This window comes from Baia soyae (assembly GCF_004341445.1).
Classification (GTDB): domain Bacteria; phylum Bacillota; class Bacilli; order Thermoactinomycetales; family Thermoactinomycetaceae; genus Baia; species Baia soyae.
In genome coordinates, this window is sequence record NZ_SLXV01000010.1 from 1 (window position 1) to 23188 (window position 23188).

The following is a 23188-nucleotide window of genomic DNA, read 5'->3' on the forward strand; positions in this document are numbered from 1 at the left end:
AGCTATCCCTCCATGTAGTCGATTCTATATAATTAGAATTCGACAAAAAAGACCGCAAACCTTGTCTATAAAATAGACTTTGTCTGCGGTCTGAAGTATGTAATACATAATACATTTTCGAGGAGGATTATGATGAGATCACTAAGCCTTGTAGAAGAAATAGTACTTTTCTGTTTGGATCGGAGAGCTCAGCGTTTTAAAGGAAATGATCAAACATATAAAGAGCTGTATACGATAGGTAGTGTTTTTATTGAATTATGGTTAAAAGAGCTGATCCAAATCAATGAAGATGGAAAAGTTCGATTGGATCATTCCTACTCTACTGGAGTTGATTACCTAGATCAAGTCATCCAAGTGATTTCGGAATCTCCGAAAGAAAAAACAATCAAAAAGTGGATCACCTCCTTTTATTACAAGAGGAAGGATCGAAAAAAGATATATCAAACTATTTTAATGGATTTATGTCAAGTTGGAGTAGTGAGAGAGGAAAATGCTAGATTGCTGGGTGTTTTCTCGAGACAAATATTTGTCGGATCGGGGCAGGAGCAAGAACGAACGGTTCGACGAATTCGCGCTGAACTGTTGGGAAATAGCACTGTGGAGAAGCAGACGGTTGCTTTAAGCTTGTTTTTGAAAGAAATGAGAGTGCTAAAGGAATACTTTTCGAATCATGATATGAATCGATTGAAAGAAAAAATGAAGGAACTGAAACAGGACGAAGTTTTTCAATGGATCAAAGGAATTGAAAAGGCTATTACTGCAATTAAAGCCTCCGCTCATAGTCATACTCCTGTTATGTAGCTTCCTCGCGATGAGAGAGGTCGCATAAAAGAAAGAAACCGCCGATTAACTCAATCAGCGGTTTTTTTACATTAACGCTAGACTACCTTACTTCTTAAGGTTTACTTTCGTTTTGGTTTGGTTTCCAGCGTCATCTGTGGCGAGGATGGTCATGCTTGTCTTGCCTGAATCAAGCCATTCTTGCTTGATTTCGATCTCCATTTTTTCTTCATCAAGCGGAACGCGTACTCGATCGCTTGTTCCTTCAAGAATATACTCTACTTTTACGAGATCATCTTGGGCTAAGCCAAACATCTTGAAAAAGTAATTGTATTGCATTAAGAAATCTTCGATCTTCAGGTTCATCTTAGTGCCTTCTTCATTGAGGTTCGCTGTGATGACAGGTGCGGTCTTGTCCACTAGTACGAGAGCTGCAGTCGAGCTTTCTACCTCGTCATCGGAAGCTACTGCTTGCATTTCATAAATTCCCTCAGGTACTGCTTTTTTATCTACTGTGTTTCCTGTCCACTTCTGTCCATGCCATCCGGATCCAACATTTTCTGCTTGATGAATGAGGCTTACTTTACTTTCATCATCCAGATTTCGTAGATAGAAGTTTAGATGTTTGGCAACGGTCGGGACGTAGTAGGAAAGGGAAGTAGACTCTTCTTTACCGTCTCCATTTGGTGAGAAGATAAGGTCGCTTACACCTAGGTAGTTCACACGGTTGTAGCTGGCAGGGTCGATGCTAAATGTAAATGGAACTTTTAACTCTTCTTTACCTTCTGTTAAGTAGAGATAGCCGGAGTAGACGTCACGAGGCAGGGAGCTATCTACTGTGATTTTGACAGTAAGATCTTCCTGTCCATTTGCACTAACTTCTACTTGATTTGGAGCTTGAACTTGAATCCCTGTGTTTGTAGCCATTTCAACACGGCTTGTATAGGTTTTGCTCGCTCCACTTGTATTCTTAATGGTGAGTTTTTTCTCAAGCTTTGCTTCTCCACTGTTTGGTTTTACGAGGCCAAATGTGAAGTTATTTGGAGTGACGAGTGTAGTAGCCTGAATTGCTTTCGGAATATCAATTCGACCTGAACCTTGTGTCATCACATCATAGCGCTTTCCAGTTATGTCTGTTAAGGTCTTCGCTGTATTGGAAAGAGATGCTTTTACATCTTCAGGTGTCCAATCAGGGTGCATTTGACGGAGTAATGCGGCTGCTCCAGCTACTTGAGGGGCCGCCATGCTTGTCCCATCGTATTCTGCATATTTTTCTTCACCTGGCACGGTACTTTTAATAGCTACACCTGGAGCTACAACGTCAGGCTTAACGGCCCATGTTTCATGAACAGGTCCACGTGAACTAAACTCTGCCATAAATTCGTAAGGCTTATATTCTTTCAAGGATGCAATTGCTTTACCAGCTTTTAGTGACGCTTTTAGAGCTGTTGCATCTTTTGCTGCTAATTGTACGGCAGGAATTTTGTTTTCTAAGCTAGCCTCGATACTTTGTAGATCTGCTTGCTCCTGTCCTTTCGCATATAAAAGAACTCCTGTTGCGCCGGCTTTCTGGGCATTTGAAACGTAGATGTCTTGCTTGGCTGCTCCTTGTTGGACAATTACATATTTTCCTTTTACATTCACTTTCTTGTAATCAAGTGGGGAGCCAAATCCGACATCAACCATTTCAAACTGAGAGTTGCTAGGGAATTTCATCTTGGTGAGTTGAGCCCCATCAAAGGAGGTCTCCGTTCCTACCACTTCGAATTTTGGGAATTCTTTCTCCAGAGTGGAAGCACCTACAGAGATTACCTTATCGGCAGTTGCTGGAATCCCAACTGTCCATGCATCACTCCCCGAGTTTCCGTTTGCAACTGCCACAGAAACACCGATCTTAGCTGCATGATTTAGTGCCGATACGAGAGGATCATCAGGGTAGTTAGCATCTGCACCAAGTGAGAGGTTCATCACATCTGCACCGTCTCTGACTGCCATCTCAATCCCAGTTAAGATGTCGCTTGTCGTTCCACCTTGTTTTCCTAATACGCGATAAGCTAGGATAGAAGCTTCGGGTGCGACTCCTTTGATCTCACCGTTTGCGGCAATAATCCCTGCTACATGGGTACCATGGCCGGCCTCGTCCTGAGGGTCATTATCCCGATCTACTACATCATATCCTCCGATGTAATTGCTTTTTAAATCGGGATGTTTGGAATCGACTCCCGTGTCAATTACGGCTACTTTGATTCCTCTGCCATCAACAGGAAGGCCTTGTGCATCTTTCATTCTCCAGACTTCGGGTGCACCTACTGTAGAACTACCGTTACCTAAGGCTTTATACTTTAATGTAGGATAGACTGCTTTTACCTCAGGCATTGCGGCTAATTTATGGATTTGATTCGCAGGTACGGAAACAGCAAAACCAGAAAAGACGGTATCAAATCGCTGCTTCACTTTTACCTTTGAGTTTACTTTTGTGAGTTTCTTCTCAGCTTGATTAAGGGCTTCTTTCATCTGCATTTGATAGTCTTTAGCTGGTGAAGACTTCAATTGCTTGTGATTTTTCACCACTTCGCCAACTGGTTGTTGATTCATCTGAACGATTACATCAACGGGCTTGCTAGATTTCGTATCGATATATTTCGACACTTTGTTCTTTGCTAATTTGGCAATCTTTTCTTCCATTTGCTTAGGCAACTTTTTTGATGTAGCTGCCTGTGCGCCGGGAGAGAGCCATCCTAGGCTAGAAACAGAGACGGCAAGCAAGGTACTTAGCACAATGGTTCCTGTTTTTCTCAAAAGACTTCCTCCTCTAAATGCTTGAACTTAATTTAATACATGTAAATTGTAACATAATGAATTGTATATTTATATAAAATTTTCTATTTTATATGATTTTTTAGTTTTAATAGGAAATGTAACTGATAATTTCCTTACAATAGGTATTATTCGATAAATTTTAGCTAAATCACCTTGATAATATGGTTTTATTTGTTTCGTGATTTTATGGTAGTATGATTCTTTAGGTATTTATTATAATTTCACCTGTTAACGGAGAATGTATATGAAGGCAAAAGTGGAACGGCAGATTACGAAAATGATGATACCATTTGCCTACAACGCTCCTTATCAAGAATTAACAAAAGATTTGGAGGAAGAAGTTGGTAGGGAGACGGATGGGAAGGTATGGAGAGTAAAAAATATTTCGGGCAAGCGTTTGTTTCATCACATTGATCGACTGATACAGTCAGATCCAGGCGGTAATCAATCGATTGGATCTCGTTTTGTGTTAACACAGAACGGTTGCGCTGAATATGATCTTCCAAATAAAAATCAGATCATCTCTTTTGGACATAAGGATTATGAATACGAACTCTATATACATGAAGTAAGTCTAATTTTGTTTGAGACACAGATTGGGTTTTTAACTTTTTCGATTGCATACCCCAGAGGCCAGGATTTATCTGACCTCATTCAAAATAATTATTATGTAAAGCAATTTCTCCAAAACTCTGAACGGTTCGTACGAAAGCTACGGAAAAATAATCAATATCCAGTCCAATGTAATCTGGGTAGATGTATGCATCAGCTTTTTAAACAAGTACAGGTAGCAACCTTATTTGAATCCAGATACGGATCCACGAAAAATGTTCTGGTGTATAATGCGATTACATTGGAAGAAATGGATCAGCCTTCGGATCATCGGGAGTTTATGAAGAGCTTGTATTTGCTTAGCAGAACTTATCACGAGGTACATAATCCTCCACGAATCGAGTTACATGAAGATGAGGAGACGATGAGGATTTTTCAAAATAGCTACTGGCGCGTATCAGTAGAGGGAATTGCTCACGTGTGCCATTTAACAAATAATAAGGATTCAAATGAGTTCCTATTAGGAGAAAATCAACAAAATTTAAATAGTAATTACTTTTATATGTATGTATTAACGCTACACCAATTTTACTCGCTTCAATATTTTTCGATTCTAGCCTCGCATCTACCTCATCAATTGGATGGGCAGGAGAAGCAGGCTTTTGTGGAGGTACGGGAACTAAAGAAAAGAATGGTTTTCTTTACGCTGAGATGTTCCTTTAAGCAGGTAAGCCGAATTACACATATTGCTCGTCTGTATGAGATGGTTCGTCGTAGTTATCGAATAGAAGAACTAATGGATGAGCTTCATTTGGAACTAGATGCGATGACGACGATGTTAGAGATGGAAGAGAGTAAACGAAGATTAAAGTTAGAGCAGATGGTCCTTATTTTTAGCTTTTTCTATATTATGATTTCAACGATTGCGGATGGATGGGATATTGTTAAAAACACATTGGCCTTTCAAGTAATGGGGAATTATTGGATTGCATGGATTGAGGTTGGATTATTACTCGGAGTGATGGTAGCGGGAGTTTGGTCTATTCTGTCCTATTATGTACGGGAAAAGAAGCGAAGATAGTGATTTAGACTATCTCCCGAAGTTCTAAAACCCAAATAAAGTTGATATAGATGGACTATATAAAAATTTGTGGATCGAAGAGGAACTGGAGAGTAAATGTAGAATAGGATAAAGGTTGTTATTCTATCATTTACTCATATACGAACATGTTTTCTCAAATTCCTCGTACTATTGATCCTCTTATAAGGGGAGGATATATGGGTACGGTTTTTATTTTTCATGCACTTTCTTCCTTTGAACGATCGAAGTCTGTTGAAAAGGTGCTTCACAAATTTTTGGAGACATATCAGCTTGCATGCCCTGAAGATCAATTTATTTGGGGTCCTTCCACTTCTTCTGTAGTACACTCGCATGCTCTCCTTCAGTCAATTCCACACACCACAGATCAACCTGTTCACTTACTTGATCAAAAACCAGATGAATGGATTCATTCATTTTTAGAAGCAGATCGCTATCTTTTTGTGACAGATGAATATCATGTCGATCTCCAGGCGAGTCTTATGAAACTTGGTGCGGCTATTCATAACTTTTTTCAGGACGAACACCAAATTCAAAACTATTTTTCCGGGCGAGAAGTTGTCCATATTACAACGGGAAATCGTTATCACTTAGATCCATTTCAAGAGCCGTACACGGAGTCTAAAATGGATAATGCGTTATGGCGTTTTTTGCAATTATTAGGCTTTATCAATTATGAAGTGATTACCATTTGGAATGTTGATGATGAGGAAGAAGCGTATATCAGCTTGTATCAAGCGATTGAGCATGCTAAAACAGTTGCCCTTTCTTTCGCATGGGAAGGTCGAGTTTTGGAGCGCCGTTTTGGATTTCAATGGTTGTAAAGGTCGCGAAAGTTGTGAAAAGGGTTTGAGGGGGTTTTTTGACTTGGGTCACGTTTTGGATGTTTCTCAGTGTATGGCCATACAGGACTTGCTGGAGATTCAGTCTGGAAAGATTTCGTTGGAAGAGTTTAAAGAGAAGTGGTCAGAGTATGTCACGGATGATAGAAAGTCAGAGCGTAGTTTATGGTAAAGAAAGCTACTGGATCCACGGATGATCCAGTAGCTTTTTAATTTGCGTTCTTTTTGTGTGATTGATCTTTTAGTTCGTGTAAACATTTCTGACAAACCAATTGATTTGAACCGTTCATATACGTGCGGGCTTCATATTTTGCCGTTGAGTGACCACATTGTTCGCACAAGTACATATAGTTTTTCATAATGAATTCCTCCCTTTCTCAATAGATGTGTAAATCAAAAACGTTTTTCAAAATAGGATGAAGGTAGCCGGACGGGTAAGATGATATACATCATTATATACCCTGGTATATACATAGTAAACAGGTGGATCATGGAAATGAAGGGAGGAGTATTTGGGTCTGTTTTGAAATAAAAAATTGTCAAAATGGAATCTATTTGCTCTAATAAAATGGTAAGCATTATAACGTGAAGGAATGAAAGCAGATGAATCTTCGAATAGGGAAACTTCAAAATTGGTTACAAGAACAACAAATTGATTTTGCTTTTATTAATCATTCCCGAAATATCTATTACCTAACTGGCTATGACTCAGAGCCTCATGAGAGACTATTAGGTTTAGTCGTTCCAGCACTTCATGATCCAATTTTAATCTGTCCGAAATTAGATCAAGCAGCCGCTCAGCAATCAGGTTGGAGCGGAGAAATGGTTACTTATGATGATACGGAGGATCCATGGGTTATTCTGCAGGATTCTTTGTCAGAGAAATCTTTTACCGGGCCAGCTATGAAAGTGGCAATCGAGATGGATTCGATTTCCTATTCACGTGCTCTGCGAGTACAATCTCTCGGACAGGAGATATCGTTTACGGATCTTGAGGCACAAATTAACTTCATGCGCCAAGTAAAAGACGAACAAGAGCTACAAATTTTGCAAGAAGCGGCTAAGTTGGCTGATCTGGGTGTTGAAATAGGAGTAAAAGCGCTTCAAGTAGGAATCACTGAGACAGAGGTGGTTGCTAAAATCGAGTATGAGCTAAAGAAACAAGGAATTCAGGGCATGTCCTTCGATACCATGGTACTTTTTGGTGAGAAGTCGGCCTTGCCACACGGAACACCTGGAGATCGGAAGCTGAAAAAAGGAGACCTAGTCTTATTTGATCTAGGAGTGGTGTGGCGAGGGTACTGCTCTGACATTACCCGTACCATCGCATTTGGTTCCATTACATCTGAACAAGAGCGAATCTATCAGACTGTTTTAGAGGCAGAATTGACCGCTATTAGCCGAGTGAAGGCTGGCGTTCCATTAGGAGAGATCGATCGCGCTGCACGTGATGTCATTCGCCAAGCAGGATACGGCGATTACTTCCCACACCGCATTGGCCATGGACTGGGAATTAGTGTTCATGAATTTCCTTCCATCACCGAAACGAATCAAGATTTACTAGTAGAAGGCTTCGTATTTACGATTGAGCCTGGAATCTATCTACCTAATGTAGGTGGTGTACGGATCGAGGATGATATAGTAGTTGGAGCGGATGGTCCGGTGATTTTAACAGGCTTCCCAAAAGAATTATTAATAGTAGAAGAGTAAGAAAGCGGTAGTAAATGTGCTTATATTGGTCTCGTATCACGGGTTAATATAAGCACATATTTTTATCTATAAATTGTCCGAATAAACAGGGATTTAACCTCTCGGTTGGCGAATTGTAAAGGGATGGGTAAAGATGAAGGAGAGAAAAGAAAATGAGACATACAGAGATATCGTATGAAGGGTTGATAGGTGATTTTGTCATAGGCTGGTCTTATTGTCGATTTGTACCTGAGTCTCGTTTAGATAAGCTGGGGCCGATGAAGCATATCGTATTCGGATCTCCGGTTTGTAATCGAACAAATGAATTTTTTGTCACTCATTATGACTTAGCCGAGGGGCTTCAAATGCTTCATTCGAGTCAATTTTATGAGCCGCATCGGTTGACTGTTTTTGAGCAAGGAGAAGGATTTGATTTAGATTCATTTACAGAACAATATGGTTACACCTTTAAATATAAAGAGTACTTAATGACATTAGACTTATCCTCTATGAATGAACCAAAATCAGATTTAGTCTCTCTCATCCGAGAGCCTCGTGAAGTCGTATTGGTCAATGATAGTTTCCAAAAAGAGATTGTGGATCCAGAGAGAATTGAGGATAAGCAGTTGTTTACCTATTATGTAGAAAAAAATCGTCCGGTTACACATGGGCGTTTTTCCTTAATTGGAGATACAGCGTGTCTGGATCATGTGATTACATTGGAGGAATATAGAGGAAAGGGGCTCGCAAAGGCATTATGTAAGACGATGTTGATGGATGCGAAAGATTTTGGGGCTGGGACCAGTGTTTTAGCGGCAAGTTTGACAGGATATCCTCTCTATGTTTCCTTGGGTTATCGAGAGGTAGCAAATATGTATATTTTTGAAAAATAAGTTGTTTTGTCAACCTAGCGGGTAGACTTTGCGTCATCTTTTACAGATGTGTTATAGTTATGCCAAAAAGACTTGTAGGGTCGGTTGACCTTACTTGTTTTTGCTACAGATTGGACGGGATGTGAAGTATGTTTCGTCGATTGATACCGTATTCTTATGTTCCTTCGATTTACCATATCAATGTGGAAGAACTAAGAGGACACGGCGTAAAAGGGATGATTTTTGATTTGGATAATACGTTAGTCGAGTCAGATCGTCCAGATGCAACCCCGGAATTATTAGTATGGTTAAAAGAAATTACAGAACAAGGCATTCAAGTGATCATTGTGTCTAACAATAATCATGTAAGGGTGCGAAAGTTTGCTGAGCCGCTGGATATTCCGTTTATTCATGCTGCCCGCAAACCTTTTTCTAGGGCATTTGTTAAAGCGTTATCACTATTGAACACAAAGCGACATGAAACCGTCGTCGTAGGTGATCAATTGTTAACGGATGTGCTAGGTGGAAATCGAATGGGGCTAAAGACGATTTTAGTGGTCCCTGTGTCAAAGCGTGAGGGTTTCTTCACAAAGGTGAATCGCTTAATTGAACGAGGCGCATTTCGCTGGATGAGGAAACGTGGTTATCTAGGTTAGGAGGAACTTCGTTGATCGAGACAGAACAGCATCATTGTGAAGGTTGTGGGGTGCGCATCCAGACGGAAGATGAAAGCCGTCCTGGTTATGCGCCTTCTTCTGCGTTAAAGAGAGAACATATTGTTTGTAAGCGCTGCTATCGAATTCGCCACTATAATGATATTGCGCCAGTGGAGCAGGATCCAGGTGTCTATTTACAAAAGTTACAGGAGATCGCTCACACGGACAGTTTAGTGGTCCTGGTAGTGGATATCTTTGATCTAGCGGGTAGTTGGATTCAAGGGATCCATCGTCATATTGGGAAGAATCCACTTCTATTGTTGGCGAATAAAATTGATCTATTTCCCAAGTCTGTTAAGTGGGGGAGATTAAAAGATTGGGTGCGTGCAACGGCGAAAGAGCTGGGTGTGGATCCGATCGAAATCGCGCTAACTTCAGCTGCTAAGGGAGAATATTTCCGTCAAACGGTGGAAGCGATCGAGCATCATCGAAAAGGAAGAGATGTCTACATTATTGGCGTGACGAATGTAGGGAAGTCTACTTTTGTGAATCGCTTGTTAAAAGAGTTTGGTGAAGAGGATGAATATATCACAACTTCTCCGTACCCAGGTACGACGCTAGACTCGATCTATATTCCACTCGAGGATGGAAAAGCGATTATCGATACTCCAGGAATCGTGCGGAAAGATCGCATGAGTGAGTGGGTAACACCGAAAGAGCTACAGATCGTCATGCCTCAAACGGGAATTAAGCCGAAGGTATTCCAATTAAATGAGCAGCAAACGCTGTTTTTTGGTGGGTTAGTACGATTTGACTTCTTGGAGGGAGCGAAACAATCATTTGTTACCTACCTTTCGAATCGATTGTATATTCATCGGACAAAATTGGAAAAAGCGGATGAGATCCAAACCAAGCATCGTGGTAGCATCCTTACTCCTCCAGAAGATCCAGCTCAACTTCCTAAATGGCGGAAGCATCGGATTCAGCTAAACGGGAAGGAAAAGCAGGACATCGTGATTGCTGGATTGGGTTGGATTGCTTGTGGACAAGATCGAGCTGTGATTGATGTGTGGGCTCCGGAAGGTGTGCAGGTGGGGATTCGGCCGGCGATTATTTAGGTTGCTAGGGGTTTAACAGAGGGGTGAAGAGATTGAGATTGGGGTTGATTGGAGATCCGGTGGGTCATTCTCGTTCGCCACAGATGATGCGAGCGGCGTTTGCTCATATGGGCTTGGATGCTAGCTATGAAACGGTAGCAGTATTGAAAGAGGAGCTATTCCAGGATGTTGGTCAGGAGCCAATTAGCGGCTGGGATGGTTTTAATGTGACGATTCCGCATAAAGTGGGAATCATGGGTTTATTGGATGATGTAGATGAATCTGCGCGGACGATTGGTGCTGTTAATACGGTGGTTGTGCGAGATCGGAAGCGGATTGGATATAATACGGATGGTGTGGGATATCTTCGTTCATTGAAACAAGAGACGGGGATAAATGTGCCTGGTCAATCTGTTGTGATATTGGGGGCAGGAGGAGCCGCACGAGCTGTGGCTACGATTTTGGCTAAAGAGGGCGCTACCCGCATCCAGATCCTGAACCGTACTTACTCGAAAGCGGAGGAACTGGCTAATCATCTAGGCCGATGGACAACAGCAAAAGCTTGTTCATTGGGAGATGGGAAGGAAGCTATTAGCCAAGCTACCTTGCTAATCAATACCACATCCATCGGGATGCACCCACATGTAGACCAACTGCCCATTCCAGAAGAATGGATTTCGCCTCATCTGTTAGTAAGCGATCTAATATACAATCCCAAAGAGACTCCTCTGATCCAAAAGGCACGTCAAAAAGGTTGCGAAGTTCATTACGGCCTAGGCATGCTCGTCCATCAAGCGGCGTATGCACTCGAGCTATGGACAGGTCAAAAAGCGCCTGTTGAAGTGATGCGACGTGTATTAGAAGAATCATTGATTGTGCAAAATACATAAAACAAAAAAACAAGCTATTGGGTTATCGAGGGCAGGAGAATCCTAATTTATTTGTTAATCAATAGATCTGATATATGAGTAAATTTATCATGATCAAGCAAATGAATATGGAATAGGGGCAATGTGTCAGACCACTGCGATGTTAGTGAGTCTGCTTAGTGTAGTTCTTCGAAGCAAGGGCGTTTTGTGGCAATGTTTGAGCGTTCTTTGCGAGTTTTGCCACTTGCCCGAAGCTTCGATGGACGAAGCGGACATACCCTACATCTGTGTAGGCTCACTATTTGAGCTGTAGGCTGATACATGCCCCGAGCCCACTTAATAGCTGATCATTACAGCTTTGATAGTAATTCAGCTTTCGATTAACAAACCCGACACGAACAAACGAGGTGACATCGATGCGAATTGGTATCATGGGCGGAACCTTTGATCCGATACATCATGGACATCTTTTAATCGCTGAACAAGCGAGAGAAGGAATGAACTTAGACCAAGTATGGTTTATCCCTGCCGGTGACCCACCGCACAAAAGGCATAAAACCATTACTTCAGCAAAACATCGCCTACATATGGTGCAGCTAGCAACTGAAAATCATCCATACTTTCAAGTCAAAGATATCGAAATCAAAAGATCTGGTCCTTCCTATACCCTATTAACCATTCAGGAATTTACGGAACAATATCCCGATGCCCAATTTTTTCTGATAATGGGTGAGGATATGGTGAAAAATTTACCCGAGTGGTATAAAATAGAGGAAATACTACAATATGTGCAGATTATTGGACTACATCGACCAGGCACGAAGGCAGACGATATACCAGACTACGTAGATAAGCATGTTTGTTGGATAGAAGATGCGGTTGAAATCAGATTGTCTTCTACTTTCGTTCAAAAACAAGTGCGTTTGGGAAAATCAGTTCGTTACATGGTACCTGATTTGGTGGACCAATATATAAAGGAGCAAGGCTTGTATGGATCTTGATGTTTTATTGCAAGCTACCAAAAAGCAGTTAAAACCAGAACGCTTTGAACATACTTTGCGTGTAGTGGATACCGCAGTTGAATTGGCCAAGCGGTTTGGTGCAGATCCACCTAAAGCAAAGATTGCCTCCATTCTCCACGATTATTGTAAGTTTTGGTCTCGTGAACAGCTAACACAATGGATCAAGCGGTGCCAATTGCCACTCGATTTGCTGGAGTATCATAAGGAGATTTGGCATGCTCCTGTTGGTGCAGAAGTGGCCCGAGAAGAATTTGGCATAGTGGATGAAGATATTTTGCAATCGATTCGATCACACACGGTTGGAAGGCCTGGGATGTCCACTCTTGAAAAAGTGGTCTATCTGGCTGATTACATCGAGCCGGGAAGAAGGTTTCCGGGGGTAGATGAAGTGCGTAGATTGGCCGAGATCGATTTAGATGTAGCTGTATTACAAGCAATGGATAATACGATACTGTTTTTACAATCACAACAACAACCGATTTATCCACTGGCGATTGCCGCCCGTGATGAGTTGAAACGAATGTTGTCTGGAAAGAGACTAAGGGAGGAATCTGTTTGAATTTGTTGCATCTAGCACAACTAGCAGCCACAGTTGCTGAGGATAAAAAAGCTCATGGTGTTACCATTTTGGATATTCGCGGCCTTTCCGTTTTTGCCGACTACTTTGTGGTCTGCCACGGTAACTCTCAAACTCAAGTTCAAGCAATTGTAACTGGCATAAAAGAAAAAATGAATGAAGAAGGAATTCACATCCGTGGAGTCGAGGGCTTCCAAGATGCACGTTGGGTGCTTGTGGACCTTGGTGATGTAGTGGTTCATGTGTTTCACAGAGACGAAAGGGATTTCTACGATCTCGAACGCCTCTGGGGAGATGCTCCAAAAATCGATCTAGCTCAATAATGTTGCGGGCCAAGTAGATTGACAATCCGAGTAAGGTTGCCTATAATGGCAGATAACTATTTATAGACGAAAGCTATGATAAAGAGTAGTAGTAAGAACGTTTGTGTCTTTAGAGAATTGGCGGTTGGTGCAAGCCAATATGCAAACCCTTATGAACTCGCTTTATCGCTCTGTAGGTGAACCTTTAGTAGCTTATGGCGTCTGTCCGCGTTACGGACAATGAAGTGAGGATTGTTTTTGTAATCCTAACTAGGGTGGTACCGCGAGAAGAGAACAAACCTCTCGTCCCTAGCTTAATCAAGCTAGGGACGAGAGGTTTTTTGGTGCAGAAAGAAATCAGTGAAGGGAGACTTAAAAATGGACTACATAGCAAGAGAGATTGAGCCTAAGTGGCAAGAGAAATGGAAAGATGCGCAGTTATATAAAACGGATGAGAATCTATCGAAGCCGAAGTACTACGCTTTAGAGCAATTTCCGTATCCTTCAGGTGAGGGGCTTCATATGGGGCATATGCGGGTTTATTCGATTGGCGATGTAGTGGCTCGTTTCCGTCGCATGAATGGATACCGTGTGTTGCACCCTATGGGAGCGGATGCATTTGGCTTACCAGCAGAAAATGCAGCTATTGAACGGGGAGTTAATCCAAGAGAACTAACCATCCGCAATATGGAGAAAATCCGACGTGAGCAGGAATTAGTAGGCGTTTCATATGATTGGGATCGTTATCTAGGTTCCTGTCTGCCTGACTACTATCAGTTTACGCAATGGCTATTCTTGTTGTTTTATGAGCGGGGCTTGGCTTATCGCAAAAAAGCATCTGTCAACTGGTGTCCAAAATGTGCGACCGTACTTGCCAATGAGCAGGTTGAGGATGGTTGCTGTTGGCGTTGTGATTCAGAAGTGACGAAGAAGGATTTGGAGCAATGGTTCTTACGCATCACAGACTACTCTGATCGTCTGATAGAAGGATTAGATCGTCTGCCAAAGTGGCCTGAACGGGTCCGTACCATGCAACGAAATTGGATTGGGAAGAGCGAAGGAACACATGTTACGTTTACCATTCCAGAACTGAATGAGGAACCCGTTACGGTATTTACCACACGATCGGATACCTTATATGGCGTTTCGTATATCGTACTTGCTCCAGAACATTCGTTAGTAGAGAAGTTAGTAGCAGGAAAGCCGCAAGAAGCGGAGATCCAAGACTTTGCCCAGCAGATGAAGAAGGCAACGGAAATCGAGCGTACTTCTACGGATGCAGAGAAGACGGGATACTTTACAGGATCGTATGCGATTCATCCGCTAACTGGAAAACAGGTACCGATTTGGGTGGCCAACTATGTGTTGATGGATTACGGCACAGGAGCAGTTATGGGTGTACCTGCACATGATGAACGCGATTTTTCGTTTGCGAAGAAGTATGATCTGCCGATTCAAGTCGTCATTGAACCAGCAAAAGAGAAATGGGAGCTTCCTCTGCAAGAAGCATTTACAGAAGATGGTTTGCTAGTGAACTCCGATCAATTTGATGGTATGGCGAATCGTGATGCGATTAAGGCGATTGCCGATCATTTGGAAGAAAAATCATTGGGTGGATCGACTGTAAACTATCGTTTGCGCGATTGGTTGATCTCACGTCAACGTTACTGGGGAACACCGATTCCGATTGTATATTGTGATGATTGTGGAGCTGTTCCGGTACCGAAAGATCAACTACCAGTCGTATTACCAGAGGATGTAGTATTCGATGGGAAACGAAATCCGCTAACCACATCAGAGACGTTTGCCCATACGAATTGTCCGAAGTGTGGGCATGAGAAGGCACGACGTGAAACGGATACGATGGATACGTTTATGGACTCCTCTTGGTACTATTTGCGGTTTACTGATTCAGCTAATGACATGCTTCCGTTTGACTCGAAAAAGGCAAACGAATGGATGGGTGTGGACGAGTATATTGGCGGTATTGAACATGCAGTGCTTCACTTGTTATATTCTCGCTTCTTTACCAAAGTATTATTTGATGCGGGAATGGTGGATCAGGATGAGCCGTTCCACAGCTTGTTGACACAGGGGATGGTGTTAAAAGGCGGCTTCAAGATGTCGAAATCCAAGGGGAACGGAGTTAGCCCATTGGAAATCATTGATAAGTATGGTGCAGATACGGCTCGCCTCTTTATCCTGTTTGCTGCCCCACCTGAACGTGACTTGGAGTGGAGTGATAGCGGAGTAGAAGGGAGTTATCGTTTCTTAAACCGTGTGTGGCGTCTGGTTGTTCAGCATCTTGATTTGTTTAAGCAAGAGATTGCGGTTTCTCCTGAGCTAAGCGGACAGGCAAAAGAACTGCGACGTTTGTTACATGCGACGATTAAGAAAGTAACTCATGAGATTGGGGAACGGAGCCATTTTAATACAGCAGTTAGCTCCATTATGGAACTTGTGAATGGCATCAACGCATACCCGGCTGATGCGGATCGTGCTGTATTGAAGGAGTCGTTGGAGGCTATGGTGGTCTTGTTGGCACCATTTGTCCCGCATATTACGGAAGAGTTATGGCGATTGATCGGGCATAGCGATAGTGTGCATCTAGCCACATGGCCGAAAGCAGATGAATCGGCACTCGTTCAAGATGAGGTCGAGATCGTCGTTCAGATTAATGGCAAAATGCGTGGCAAGATTGTGGTTCCAGCTGGAGCGGATCGTACAGAGATCGAGAAACAAGCGATGGAGCATCAAACGATTCAGATGTGGTTGGAAGAAACAACGGTACGAAAAGTGATCGTCGTGCCTGGAAAATTGATTAATATTGTAGCCAATTAACAACAATAGACCTAGAGGGAATTTCTCTAGGTCTATTTTAGTATGGTTAACAACTCTTTCTAAAGTGTTGACCATAAAACCACCAAATTTCATCTGTACAATGGGATTATGAAAAATAAAGGATGTGTTTCTCATGCAACATTCTATTTTAGTTGTTGATGATGAACAGAAGGTACTTGATATTATCTGCCCATATTTAGAACAAGAAGGATTTCGCGTCTCTTCGGCTACGACTGGAAATGAGGCGATTCAAAAAGTAGAGGAGATCAAACCCGATTTAGTGGTGCTAGATTGGATGCTCCCAGAGAAGAGTGGCCTTGATATTTGTCGAGAAATTCGAGGGATTTCTGGCATCGCGGTGATTATGCTGACGGCGAAAACCGAGGAGATGGACCGGGTACTAGGCCTGGAGATGGGCGCCGATGATTATATGACGAAGCCATTTAGCCTGAGGGAGCTTTCGGCACGGATTCGCTCTGTTCTTCGGCGCGTAAGTAGCAAAAAATCAGAGGAAGAGATTTTGCAACGTGGTGATCTATTCATTGATGTGGAAAAAGTGCGTGTGTGGAAGAATGAAGAAGAGGTTTTTTTAACAGCTGGCGAGTTTCAAATCCTATATACATTGGCTAAACGTCCGGGAGTGGTGTATAGTCGACTTCAATTATTACAAGCAACGACAGGGGATGCCTACATCAACTACGAACGAAGTATTGATAGTCACGTTAGCCACTTGCGTAAAAAAATCGGTGATGGAGAGAGCGGTGTCCGCTATATTCAGACGGTTCATGGGCTAGGCTACCGTTTCCGAGATGACCGATGAAAGTACGAACAAAGTTACTCGTTTCGTTATTAGCTCTCATCGTTTTTATGGGAACTGTTTATTATGGGATTTCCTATCTATATTCTAAAAATCTATTTTCCCAGTATGTGCAGGAGAGTCAGAAGGATTACGCAAAGCAACTTGCCAACTACTACAAGAAGAATGAATCATGGGCGGGCATTGAAAATTACATCAATAAAAAGCTCTTAGGTGAGAAGCAAAAAAGTTCATCTGAATGGGTTCGTGATATTAAAATTTATGATGCCCATGATCATTTGCTGGTATCGACAAATGTACCAAACCGTTCGGTGGAGGGTAAAGTACAAACAGATCAATATCCCATTCTTTATGAAGGAACACAAGTCGGGGTTGTAGAGATTACAGGGACGACACCAATAGGTCTTTTAATGGCGGAACAACAGGTCTTTCGTACGATCTCATTTGGAACACTGACCGGAATCATATGTACTTCGATGATTGCTTTGTTACTTGGAGCTTGGCTCACCAAAATTTTCACGAGACCTCTTGGGACGATTTTGCAAGGGATTCAAAGGGTGAAAGAAGGAGACTTGCAAACGCAATTAAAGCTGGATACACAGGATGAATTTGGAGAGGTGGCCAATTCATTTGATCTAATGACACAAAAGCTATATAAAACGGAGCAGGCAAGGACTCACCTCGTGGCGGATGTGGCTCATGAGCTTCGGACTCCCCTAACGATTATCCAAGGACAGCTTGAATTGATCCAACAAGGAATTAAGCCAGCCGAGCCTTCTACCTTGCTACCTATTCAAGATGAAGTGGCTCGCTTAACCAGGCTAGTTCAAGATTTGCATCAACTATCGTTGGCAGAAGTTGGAAAGCTACCACTGGAGAAAAAGACTGTATCGTTGCGCCAATTACTTGAGCAGATTACGAGTATGTATCAATTTGAAGCAGAAGAGCGGAAGATTCAATTACGATTTGAAACAGAGCTAGAAGATGTATCAACATTTGTACAGATTGATCCAAATCGAATTACGCAAGTGATTGTCAATCTATTGTCCAATGCGTTTACCTACACCCCAGAAGAAGGAGAAATCATCGTTACGCTAGAGAAATCTTTAGCAGGAGGACTTCTCATGAGGGTGATGGATACGGGTTCGGGGATAGATGCGGAACACCTGCCCCATCTATTTGATCGCTTTTATCGAGCGGATACGAATCGATCTAGGCAAGAGGGTGGGACAGGTCTTGGGCTTGCGATTGCGAAGGAGTTTGTAGAGGCACATGGTGGTACGATCACGGTAGCCAGCAAAAAAGGTAAAGGTACTTGCTTTACCATTCATATTCCTATAGGGGGATAGAAATGATTCCAGTAGACAAATGCTACTGGAATTTTTTATTTTTTTAAAAATTGAAACAAAACCGCTTTTTTGGTAGGATAAGGAAAGATGTTGTCTAGTGTCTCTTTATCTGCACGTTCATATATCACATTTTTGCGAAAGAGTGGGTAAATATGTCCGAGATAAAGTTTTGGTATGATGAGTCGATTGAACGGCTTATCGTCCTCAACTTAGATAACCAGAAGCGAGTGGTGTATCGCAGTAAGAAGAGGATTGAAAAATTCTTAAGCACATATGATCTAGCTCTATCTAGCTGCAAAGGCGTATTTCTAGATGTGGATCGGGCAGGGGTCTTTAAGGCTGGGGAACGGGAATTTACCCCATTTAAGTGGTTTAGAAGAAAAGAGAATACGTGTAGTGAATCGGTTGAATAAAGAAGCTGGGACAAACCTTTTGCAGGGTTTGTCCTTTTGTATAAGGAAATATATGGATATAGGAGGTGTGCGGTATGTTATCCAGATGGACAGATCGAGAGAAAAAACTAGTAGTAGCGTTAAGTGTAGCGGTTTTGTGCTTGTTGTCAGTTCTTCTGTTTAAAGGGGAGGGTTGGTTTAGTGCAGGGGGGCCTCAAGTGAAAAATGCAGAGAACCCCCAAAATTGGATGGATCAAAATGAAAAAATGGCGTTGGTTCCCCCGAACCGAGAGGGTGTACAGCTATTAGTTGTAGATGTAAAGGGTGCAGTCAAAAAGCCAGGGATTTACCAGTTTAAAAAAGCAACTAGGCTATATGAAGTGATTGAAACAGCGGGTGGAAGTACAGAGGATGCAGATTTAAAAAAACTAAACTTGGCTCAAGAAATCGCGGATGGTTCGGTACTCTATATCCCGCGGAAGGGTGAGGAGGGTCAGCCGTTAGTGGGTCAAACGGATCCAAGTAGTAAAAATGGAACTGGCAAGATTGCGATTAATTCGGCTAGTAGTAAAGAATTAGAAGATCTACCGGGGGTTGGAGCGGCAAAAGCGGAAGCAATCATTCAATATCGGGAGAAAAATGGTCCCTTTAAACGAGCGGCAGATATTGCGAAGGTGCCAGGGATTGGAGAGAAGTTATTAGCACGTTTTAAGGATAAAATTACGGTTCCATAAAAAGAAGCTCTAGCCAATCGTTTGGCGAGAGCTTCTTTGGTAGCTAGTTATGATTAGGCCATGATTTTACGTACTTTTTCTAATGCAAGGTCTAGCTCTTCCTTCGTAATCGTGAGTGGTGGTGCAAATCGGATGGTGTTATCATGCGTTTCTTTACAAAGAAGTCCTTCTGCCATTAATGCTTCACAGTATGGACGAGCTTTTTCGTGTAGTTCCATTCCGATAAACAAGCCTTTTCCGCGCACCTCTTTTACAACTGGATTTTGAATCTTTTCCAGTTCTTGTTTAAAGTATTCGCCTAGTTCACGAGAACGCTTTGGAAGTTCATCCTCAGCTAATACATCTAGAGCGGCGATGGCAACAGCACAAGCGAGTGGGTTGCCGCCAAAAGTAGAACCATGAGAGCCCGGCTCAAATACGCCAAGGATATCGTTATTTGCAGCTACAGCAGAGATTGGCATTACACCCCCACCGAGCGCTTTCCCCATGATATACATATCAGGATGTACTTCTTCCCAATCACATGCAAACGCCTGTCCCGTACGACCAAATCCAGTTTGGATCTCATCGGCTACAAACAATACGTTGTTTTCTCGGCAGATTTGGAGAGCTGATTTTAGATAACCAGCAGGAGGAACGATTACGCCTGCTTCTCCTTGGATCGGTTCTAAGATAAAGGCAGCTGTATTTGGAGTGATAGCAGCTTTCAAAGCTTCTAAATCTCCATAAGGCACGATTTTAAAGCCCGGAGTAAGTGGACCAAATCCACGTGTGTATTCAGGATTTGAAGAGAGAGAGACGGTTGTTACAGTACGCCCGTGGAAGTTATCTTCACATACGATGATTTCTGCTTGATTATCGGGTACTTTTTTTACATCATAAGCCCAGCGACGAACGGTTTTGATAGCGGTTTCAACAGCTTCTGCACCTGTATTCATAGGCAAGATCATTTCCTTGCCTGTTAACTCGGATAGTTTTTCATAAAATGTGCCTAATTGAGCATTATGAAAGGCACGAGAAGTTAACGTGATTTGATCCGCTTGATCTTTTAATGCTTGAATCAAACGTGGATGGCGATGTCCATGGTTTAATGCAGAATAAGCGGAAAGCATGTCCATATAGCGATTTCCATCTGCATCTTCTACCCAAACACCTTCTCCGTGGGTGAGAACAATCGGCAGTGGATGATAATTTCTTGCACCATATTTTTCAGTTAAATCGATTAGATCTTTGTTCTTAGACATAACGAACCCCCTGTTCAAAACTTACTATTCCCCTATATTGTATGGAACTTACTTGCTAAGATCAATCAAATGTATGTTCACTCATAGGGGTGCATAAAGTTTAGGATTTTTATGTCTATTAGTGATGAAAATTGCATAAAAAGAATGTCAAAAGAAGGAAAAATTTAGGTAATAGAGAAGAGGAATAGAGTAGAGATGATACAGAAAGTGGCGAAGTAGATGAATCGCCCTCTTGTCAAAGTGGTGATTGGCTGGTTAATGGGGGTCCTGTGTGTTCAGTTAACAGGTGGCCAATGGCTTTTGTATACATGCGGGTTTATGGTTGTTCTGATTTCGGGAGTTACGTTTATAAATAGTGAGGTTCGGGGTTCTTATTTGCTAGTAGCCTTGACGTGTATGGTGAGTGGATTTGTTTATTCCTATACCATGCTACAAAATGTTTCTGAACTTCGGATTGCCTCTGATGAGGATATCCATGTGACGGGCACCATCGAGTCAAAACCCATTCGTGATGGTGACCAATTACGCTTTGATTTACAACTAGCTCAAATATGGCATCAAAGCAAGTGGATTCATACAAAGGAACGCATAAAGGTTGTCATCAAAATAGAGTCAATGAAGCAATGGGAACAGTCTCAGCAAGTACGAAGAGGGTGGGTGATCCAAGCTCCTCTGCATATGGAGCGTCCTTCGTTACCTAGAAACCCTGGAGCGTTTCACTATCGAGATTATTTGCAACAACAATCGATTTTCTGGATTGGCAAAAGTACAGGCTTACAAAGCCTCAAACAGATCGGAACGGAAAGCTCTCTGATGACATGGATTGATCGAGTTCATCAGTTGTTTACCGACCAGATGGCGCATCTCTATTCCGATACAGAGGTTCAGGGATTTATGAAAGGGCTTCTTCTGGGAGATCGTTATGATGTTCCAATGGAGTGGGAGGAACAATATCAAACTCTTGGCCTTGTTCATATTCTCTCCATTTCGGGGTTTCATGTAAGTTTACTGGTTGGAGCGCTTTTCTTGATGCTTCGATATGTAGGAATGACTCGTGAGAAATCGGCATGGCTAATGCTTTGCTTTTTACCTTTCTATGTACTGCTTACAGGGGCTGAATCACCGATTGTGAGGGCGGGTCTCGTATCAGGGATGATGTGTCTCGCGATAGCTTGGCGAAAGGAGAAGGATATCCTTTCCTTTTTATGCCTGGCTGCCCTCATCCAACTTTGCTTTGAACCGTTTTTGATTTTTAACCCTGGTTTTCAACTGAGTTATGTAGTAACAGCCGCGTTAATCGTGGGAACAACCCCACTTGCCAATCGTTTTCCATATGGGTATGAGTGGTTTCGATATACCCTTGCAGGGGCTTGTGTGGCACAGGCGGCATCGTTTCCTTTGTTGGTTTATTATTTTCACGAAAGTTCACTTTTTTCGTTGATGGCCAATGTTTTGTTTGCCCCCTTTTTTAGCGTAGTTGTCTTGCCGATTGGATATGGAAGCTTACTCGTATCTTTCTTAGTGCTTCCAATCGGAATCTGGCTTACTCAAGGTTTGACTTGGATCATTCAATTTAGTCAAAACGGGATCGAATGGGTACAGCAGGTTAGTGGACATCTATTTTCATTTGCCCATCCGAATTGGATCTGGTTGTCTGTCTATATCCTACTGATGGTAGGAAGCTGGTGGACTTGGGTAAGTGTTCGTTATGTTCATTCCAAGATTCCGTGGCTGATCAGTAGCGTTTGGATTTGTTGGATTGGAGTAGGGATCTGGGGAACTTTTTGGCCTGCTTCCCATCATGAGATTACGATGATTGATGTAGGACAAGGGGACGCTTTTTTGATCCGAACCAAGCTCGGAAAAACCATATTAATTGATGGTGGTGGCAGACTACCCTATCCTCAAAAAGAATGGCAAAAAAGGAGAAATCCGTTTGATGTGGGTGAGGATGTCGTGGTTCCGTTTCTCACATATCAGGGTGTGAATCAGATTGATTTACTTGTCTCCACACATGGCGATGCGGACCATCTTCAAGGATTAGGTGCTGTGGTCAAGCGCTTCCCGATCGAAAAAATTATCCGGAACCCATTACCAACCATCTCGAAATTGGAAAAAGAGTGGACCCGAGAAGTAAGAGGGCGCGATATTCCGATTCACATAGCTCCGATAGGACAGATATGGGGGATCGAGCCGGGTGTCTCGATTACGTTTCTATATCCCGATTTCAGAGATGAGGCGTTATATGGGGGAACGTCCAATAATGCAGGACTGGTACTCCTGTTTACGATAGATCAGAAACATATTTTATTTACAGGTGATATTGAACAGCATGCTGAGGAAAAAATTCTTCAGGCATGGAATCTACCAAAGATTGATATATATAAAGTAGCCCATCATGGTAGTAAGACTTCCAGTACAGAGGCATTTATTCACCAGATGCGGCCGCGATATGCGCTCATTTCGGTTGGAGAGAAGAATCTTTACGGCCATCCATCCCCTGAAGTGGTAGGTAGATTACAAAAAGCCGGCACGCAAATCTATCGAACCGATCAGATGGGTGCGGTCACGGTTCGTATTAATCAAGAAGAGGTCCAGTTTTCATCCATGTTGCAGGAGAAAGGGAGAGAGTGA

20 protein-coding genes and 1 other annotated feature are annotated in these 23188 nt (G+C 42.4%); of the genes, 18 read left to right on the forward strand and 2 right to left on the reverse strand.

The annotated features are described in order from the left end of the window. Nucleotides 1–132 precede the first annotated feature (132 nt). The gene (locus tag EDD57_RS04850; protein WP_165873674.1) at nucleotides 133–801 is read left to right on the forward strand and encodes a GOLPH3/VPS74 family protein; all 669 of its coding nucleotides are present in this window, start codon (nucleotides 133–135) and stop codon (nucleotides 799–801) included. 87 nt (nucleotides 802–888) lie between these two features. Here EDD57_RS04850 and EDD57_RS14930 read toward each other — a convergent pair whose 3' ends face one another. After that, the gene (locus EDD57_RS14930; protein ID WP_131848358.1) at nucleotides 889–3579 is read right to left on the reverse strand and encodes a S8 family serine peptidase; all 2691 of its coding nucleotides are present in this window, start codon (nucleotides 3577–3579) and stop codon (nucleotides 889–891) included. Between the two features lie 265 nt (nucleotides 3580–3844). Between EDD57_RS14930 and EDD57_RS04860 the strand changes: the two genes are divergently transcribed. The 16 genes from EDD57_RS04860 (at nucleotide 3845) to EDD57_RS04930 (ending at nucleotide 19310) form a co-directional block, all read left to right on the forward strand. Further along, nucleotides 3845–5233 carry a hypothetical protein gene (locus EDD57_RS04860; protein WP_131848359.1) on the forward strand — a complete coding sequence of 463 codons (1389 nt, stop codon included), beginning with the start codon at nucleotides 3845–3847 and terminating at the stop codon, nucleotides 5231–5233. Nucleotides 5234–5430: 197 nt separating this feature from the next. Beyond that, complete coding sequence (locus EDD57_RS04865) at nucleotides 5431–6075, forward strand: hypothetical protein (RefSeq protein WP_131848360.1); 645 nt, start codon at nucleotides 5431–5433, stop codon at nucleotides 6073–6075. Nucleotides 6076–6118: 43 nt separating this feature from the next. Further along, nucleotides 6119–6265, forward strand: coding sequence for a hypothetical protein (locus tag EDD57_RS14325; protein ID WP_165873675.1), 147 nt, complete (start codon nucleotides 6119–6121; stop codon nucleotides 6263–6265). 431 nt (nucleotides 6266–6696) lie between these two features. Then, nucleotides 6697–7803, forward strand: a complete 1107-nt coding sequence (locus tag EDD57_RS04870; protein WP_131848361.1) for a M24 family metallopeptidase — start codon at nucleotides 6697–6699, stop codon at nucleotides 7801–7803. Between the two features lie 152 nt (nucleotides 7804–7955). Further along, nucleotides 7956–8675: a GNAT family N-acetyltransferase gene (locus EDD57_RS04875; protein WP_131848362.1), complete on the forward strand. Its 720-nt coding sequence runs from the start codon at nucleotides 7956–7958 to the stop codon at nucleotides 8673–8675. A 128-nt stretch (nucleotides 8676–8803) separates the two neighbouring features. Further along, nucleotides 8804–9310: a YqeG family HAD IIIA-type phosphatase gene (locus EDD57_RS04880; protein ID WP_131848363.1), complete on the forward strand. Its 507-nt coding sequence runs from the start codon at nucleotides 8804–8806 to the stop codon at nucleotides 9308–9310. 11 nt (nucleotides 9311–9321) lie between these two features. After that, complete coding sequence (yqeH, locus tag EDD57_RS04885) at nucleotides 9322–10428, forward strand: ribosome biogenesis GTPase YqeH (protein WP_424205389.1); 1107 nt, start codon at nucleotides 9322–9324, stop codon at nucleotides 10426–10428. A 23-nt stretch (nucleotides 10429–10451) separates the two neighbouring features. Continuing rightward, the gene (gene aroE, locus EDD57_RS04890; RefSeq protein ID WP_131848364.1) at nucleotides 10452–11297 is read left to right on the forward strand and encodes a shikimate dehydrogenase; all 846 of its coding nucleotides are present in this window, start codon (nucleotides 10452–10454) and stop codon (nucleotides 11295–11297) included. A 395-nt stretch (nucleotides 11298–11692) separates the two neighbouring features. Continuing rightward, a complete protein-coding gene (locus EDD57_RS04895) occupies nucleotides 11693–12277 on the forward strand; it encodes a nicotinate-nucleotide adenylyltransferase (protein ID WP_131848365.1) in 585 nt (194 codons plus the stop codon). Beyond that, nucleotides 12267–12857 (forward strand): bis(5'-nucleosyl)-tetraphosphatase (symmetrical) YqeK, encoded by a 591-nt coding sequence (yqeK, locus tag EDD57_RS04900; RefSeq protein WP_131848366.1) that lies wholly within the window; start codon nucleotides 12267–12269, stop codon nucleotides 12855–12857. The genes EDD57_RS04895 and yqeK overlap by 11 nt, the downstream gene beginning before the upstream one ends. Beyond that, nucleotides 12854–13198 carry a ribosome silencing factor gene (gene rsfS, locus EDD57_RS04905; RefSeq protein WP_131848367.1) on the forward strand — a complete coding sequence of 115 codons (345 nt, stop codon included), beginning with the start codon at nucleotides 12854–12856 and terminating at the stop codon, nucleotides 13196–13198. Before yqeK ends, rsfS begins: the two co-directional genes overlap by 4 nt. Before the next feature lie 66 nt (nucleotides 13199–13264). Beyond that, nucleotides 13265–13491 (forward strand) — a binding site (T-box leader). A gap of 64 nt (nucleotides 13492–13555) precedes the next feature. Next, nucleotides 13556–16018, forward strand: a complete 2463-nt coding sequence (gene leuS, locus EDD57_RS04910; protein WP_131848368.1) for a leucine--tRNA ligase — start codon at nucleotides 13556–13558, stop codon at nucleotides 16016–16018. 133 nt (nucleotides 16019–16151) lie between these two features. Next, nucleotides 16152–16838, forward strand: a complete 687-nt coding sequence (locus tag EDD57_RS04915) for a response regulator transcription factor (RefSeq protein WP_131848369.1) — start codon at nucleotides 16152–16154, stop codon at nucleotides 16836–16838. After that, nucleotides 16835–18184, forward strand: a complete 1350-nt coding sequence (locus EDD57_RS04920) for a HAMP domain-containing sensor histidine kinase (RefSeq protein WP_131848370.1) — start codon at nucleotides 16835–16837, stop codon at nucleotides 18182–18184. The genes EDD57_RS04915 and EDD57_RS04920 overlap by 4 nt, the downstream gene beginning before the upstream one ends. Before the next feature lie 152 nt (nucleotides 18185–18336). Continuing rightward, nucleotides 18337–18597: a hypothetical protein gene (locus tag EDD57_RS04925; protein WP_131848371.1), complete on the forward strand. Its 261-nt coding sequence runs from the start codon at nucleotides 18337–18339 to the stop codon at nucleotides 18595–18597. A 74-nt stretch (nucleotides 18598–18671) separates the two neighbouring features. Beyond that, entirely contained in the window at nucleotides 18672–19310 is a 639-nt protein-coding gene (locus EDD57_RS04930) for a helix-hairpin-helix domain-containing protein (RefSeq protein WP_131848372.1), read from the forward strand. Nucleotides 19311–19363: 53 nt separating this feature from the next. Here EDD57_RS04930 and EDD57_RS04935 read toward each other — a convergent pair whose 3' ends face one another. Next, on the reverse strand, nucleotides 19364–20554 hold the full coding sequence (locus EDD57_RS04935) for an ornithine--oxo-acid transaminase (protein ID WP_131848373.1): 1191 nt from the start codon (nucleotides 20552–20554) through the stop codon (nucleotides 19364–19366). Nucleotides 20555–20773: 219 nt separating this feature from the next. Here EDD57_RS04935 and EDD57_RS04940 point away from each other — a divergent pair, with 219 nt between their 5' ends. After that, entirely contained in the window at nucleotides 20774–23188 is a 2415-nt protein-coding gene (locus EDD57_RS04940) for a DNA internalization-related competence protein ComEC/Rec2 (protein WP_131848374.1), read from the forward strand.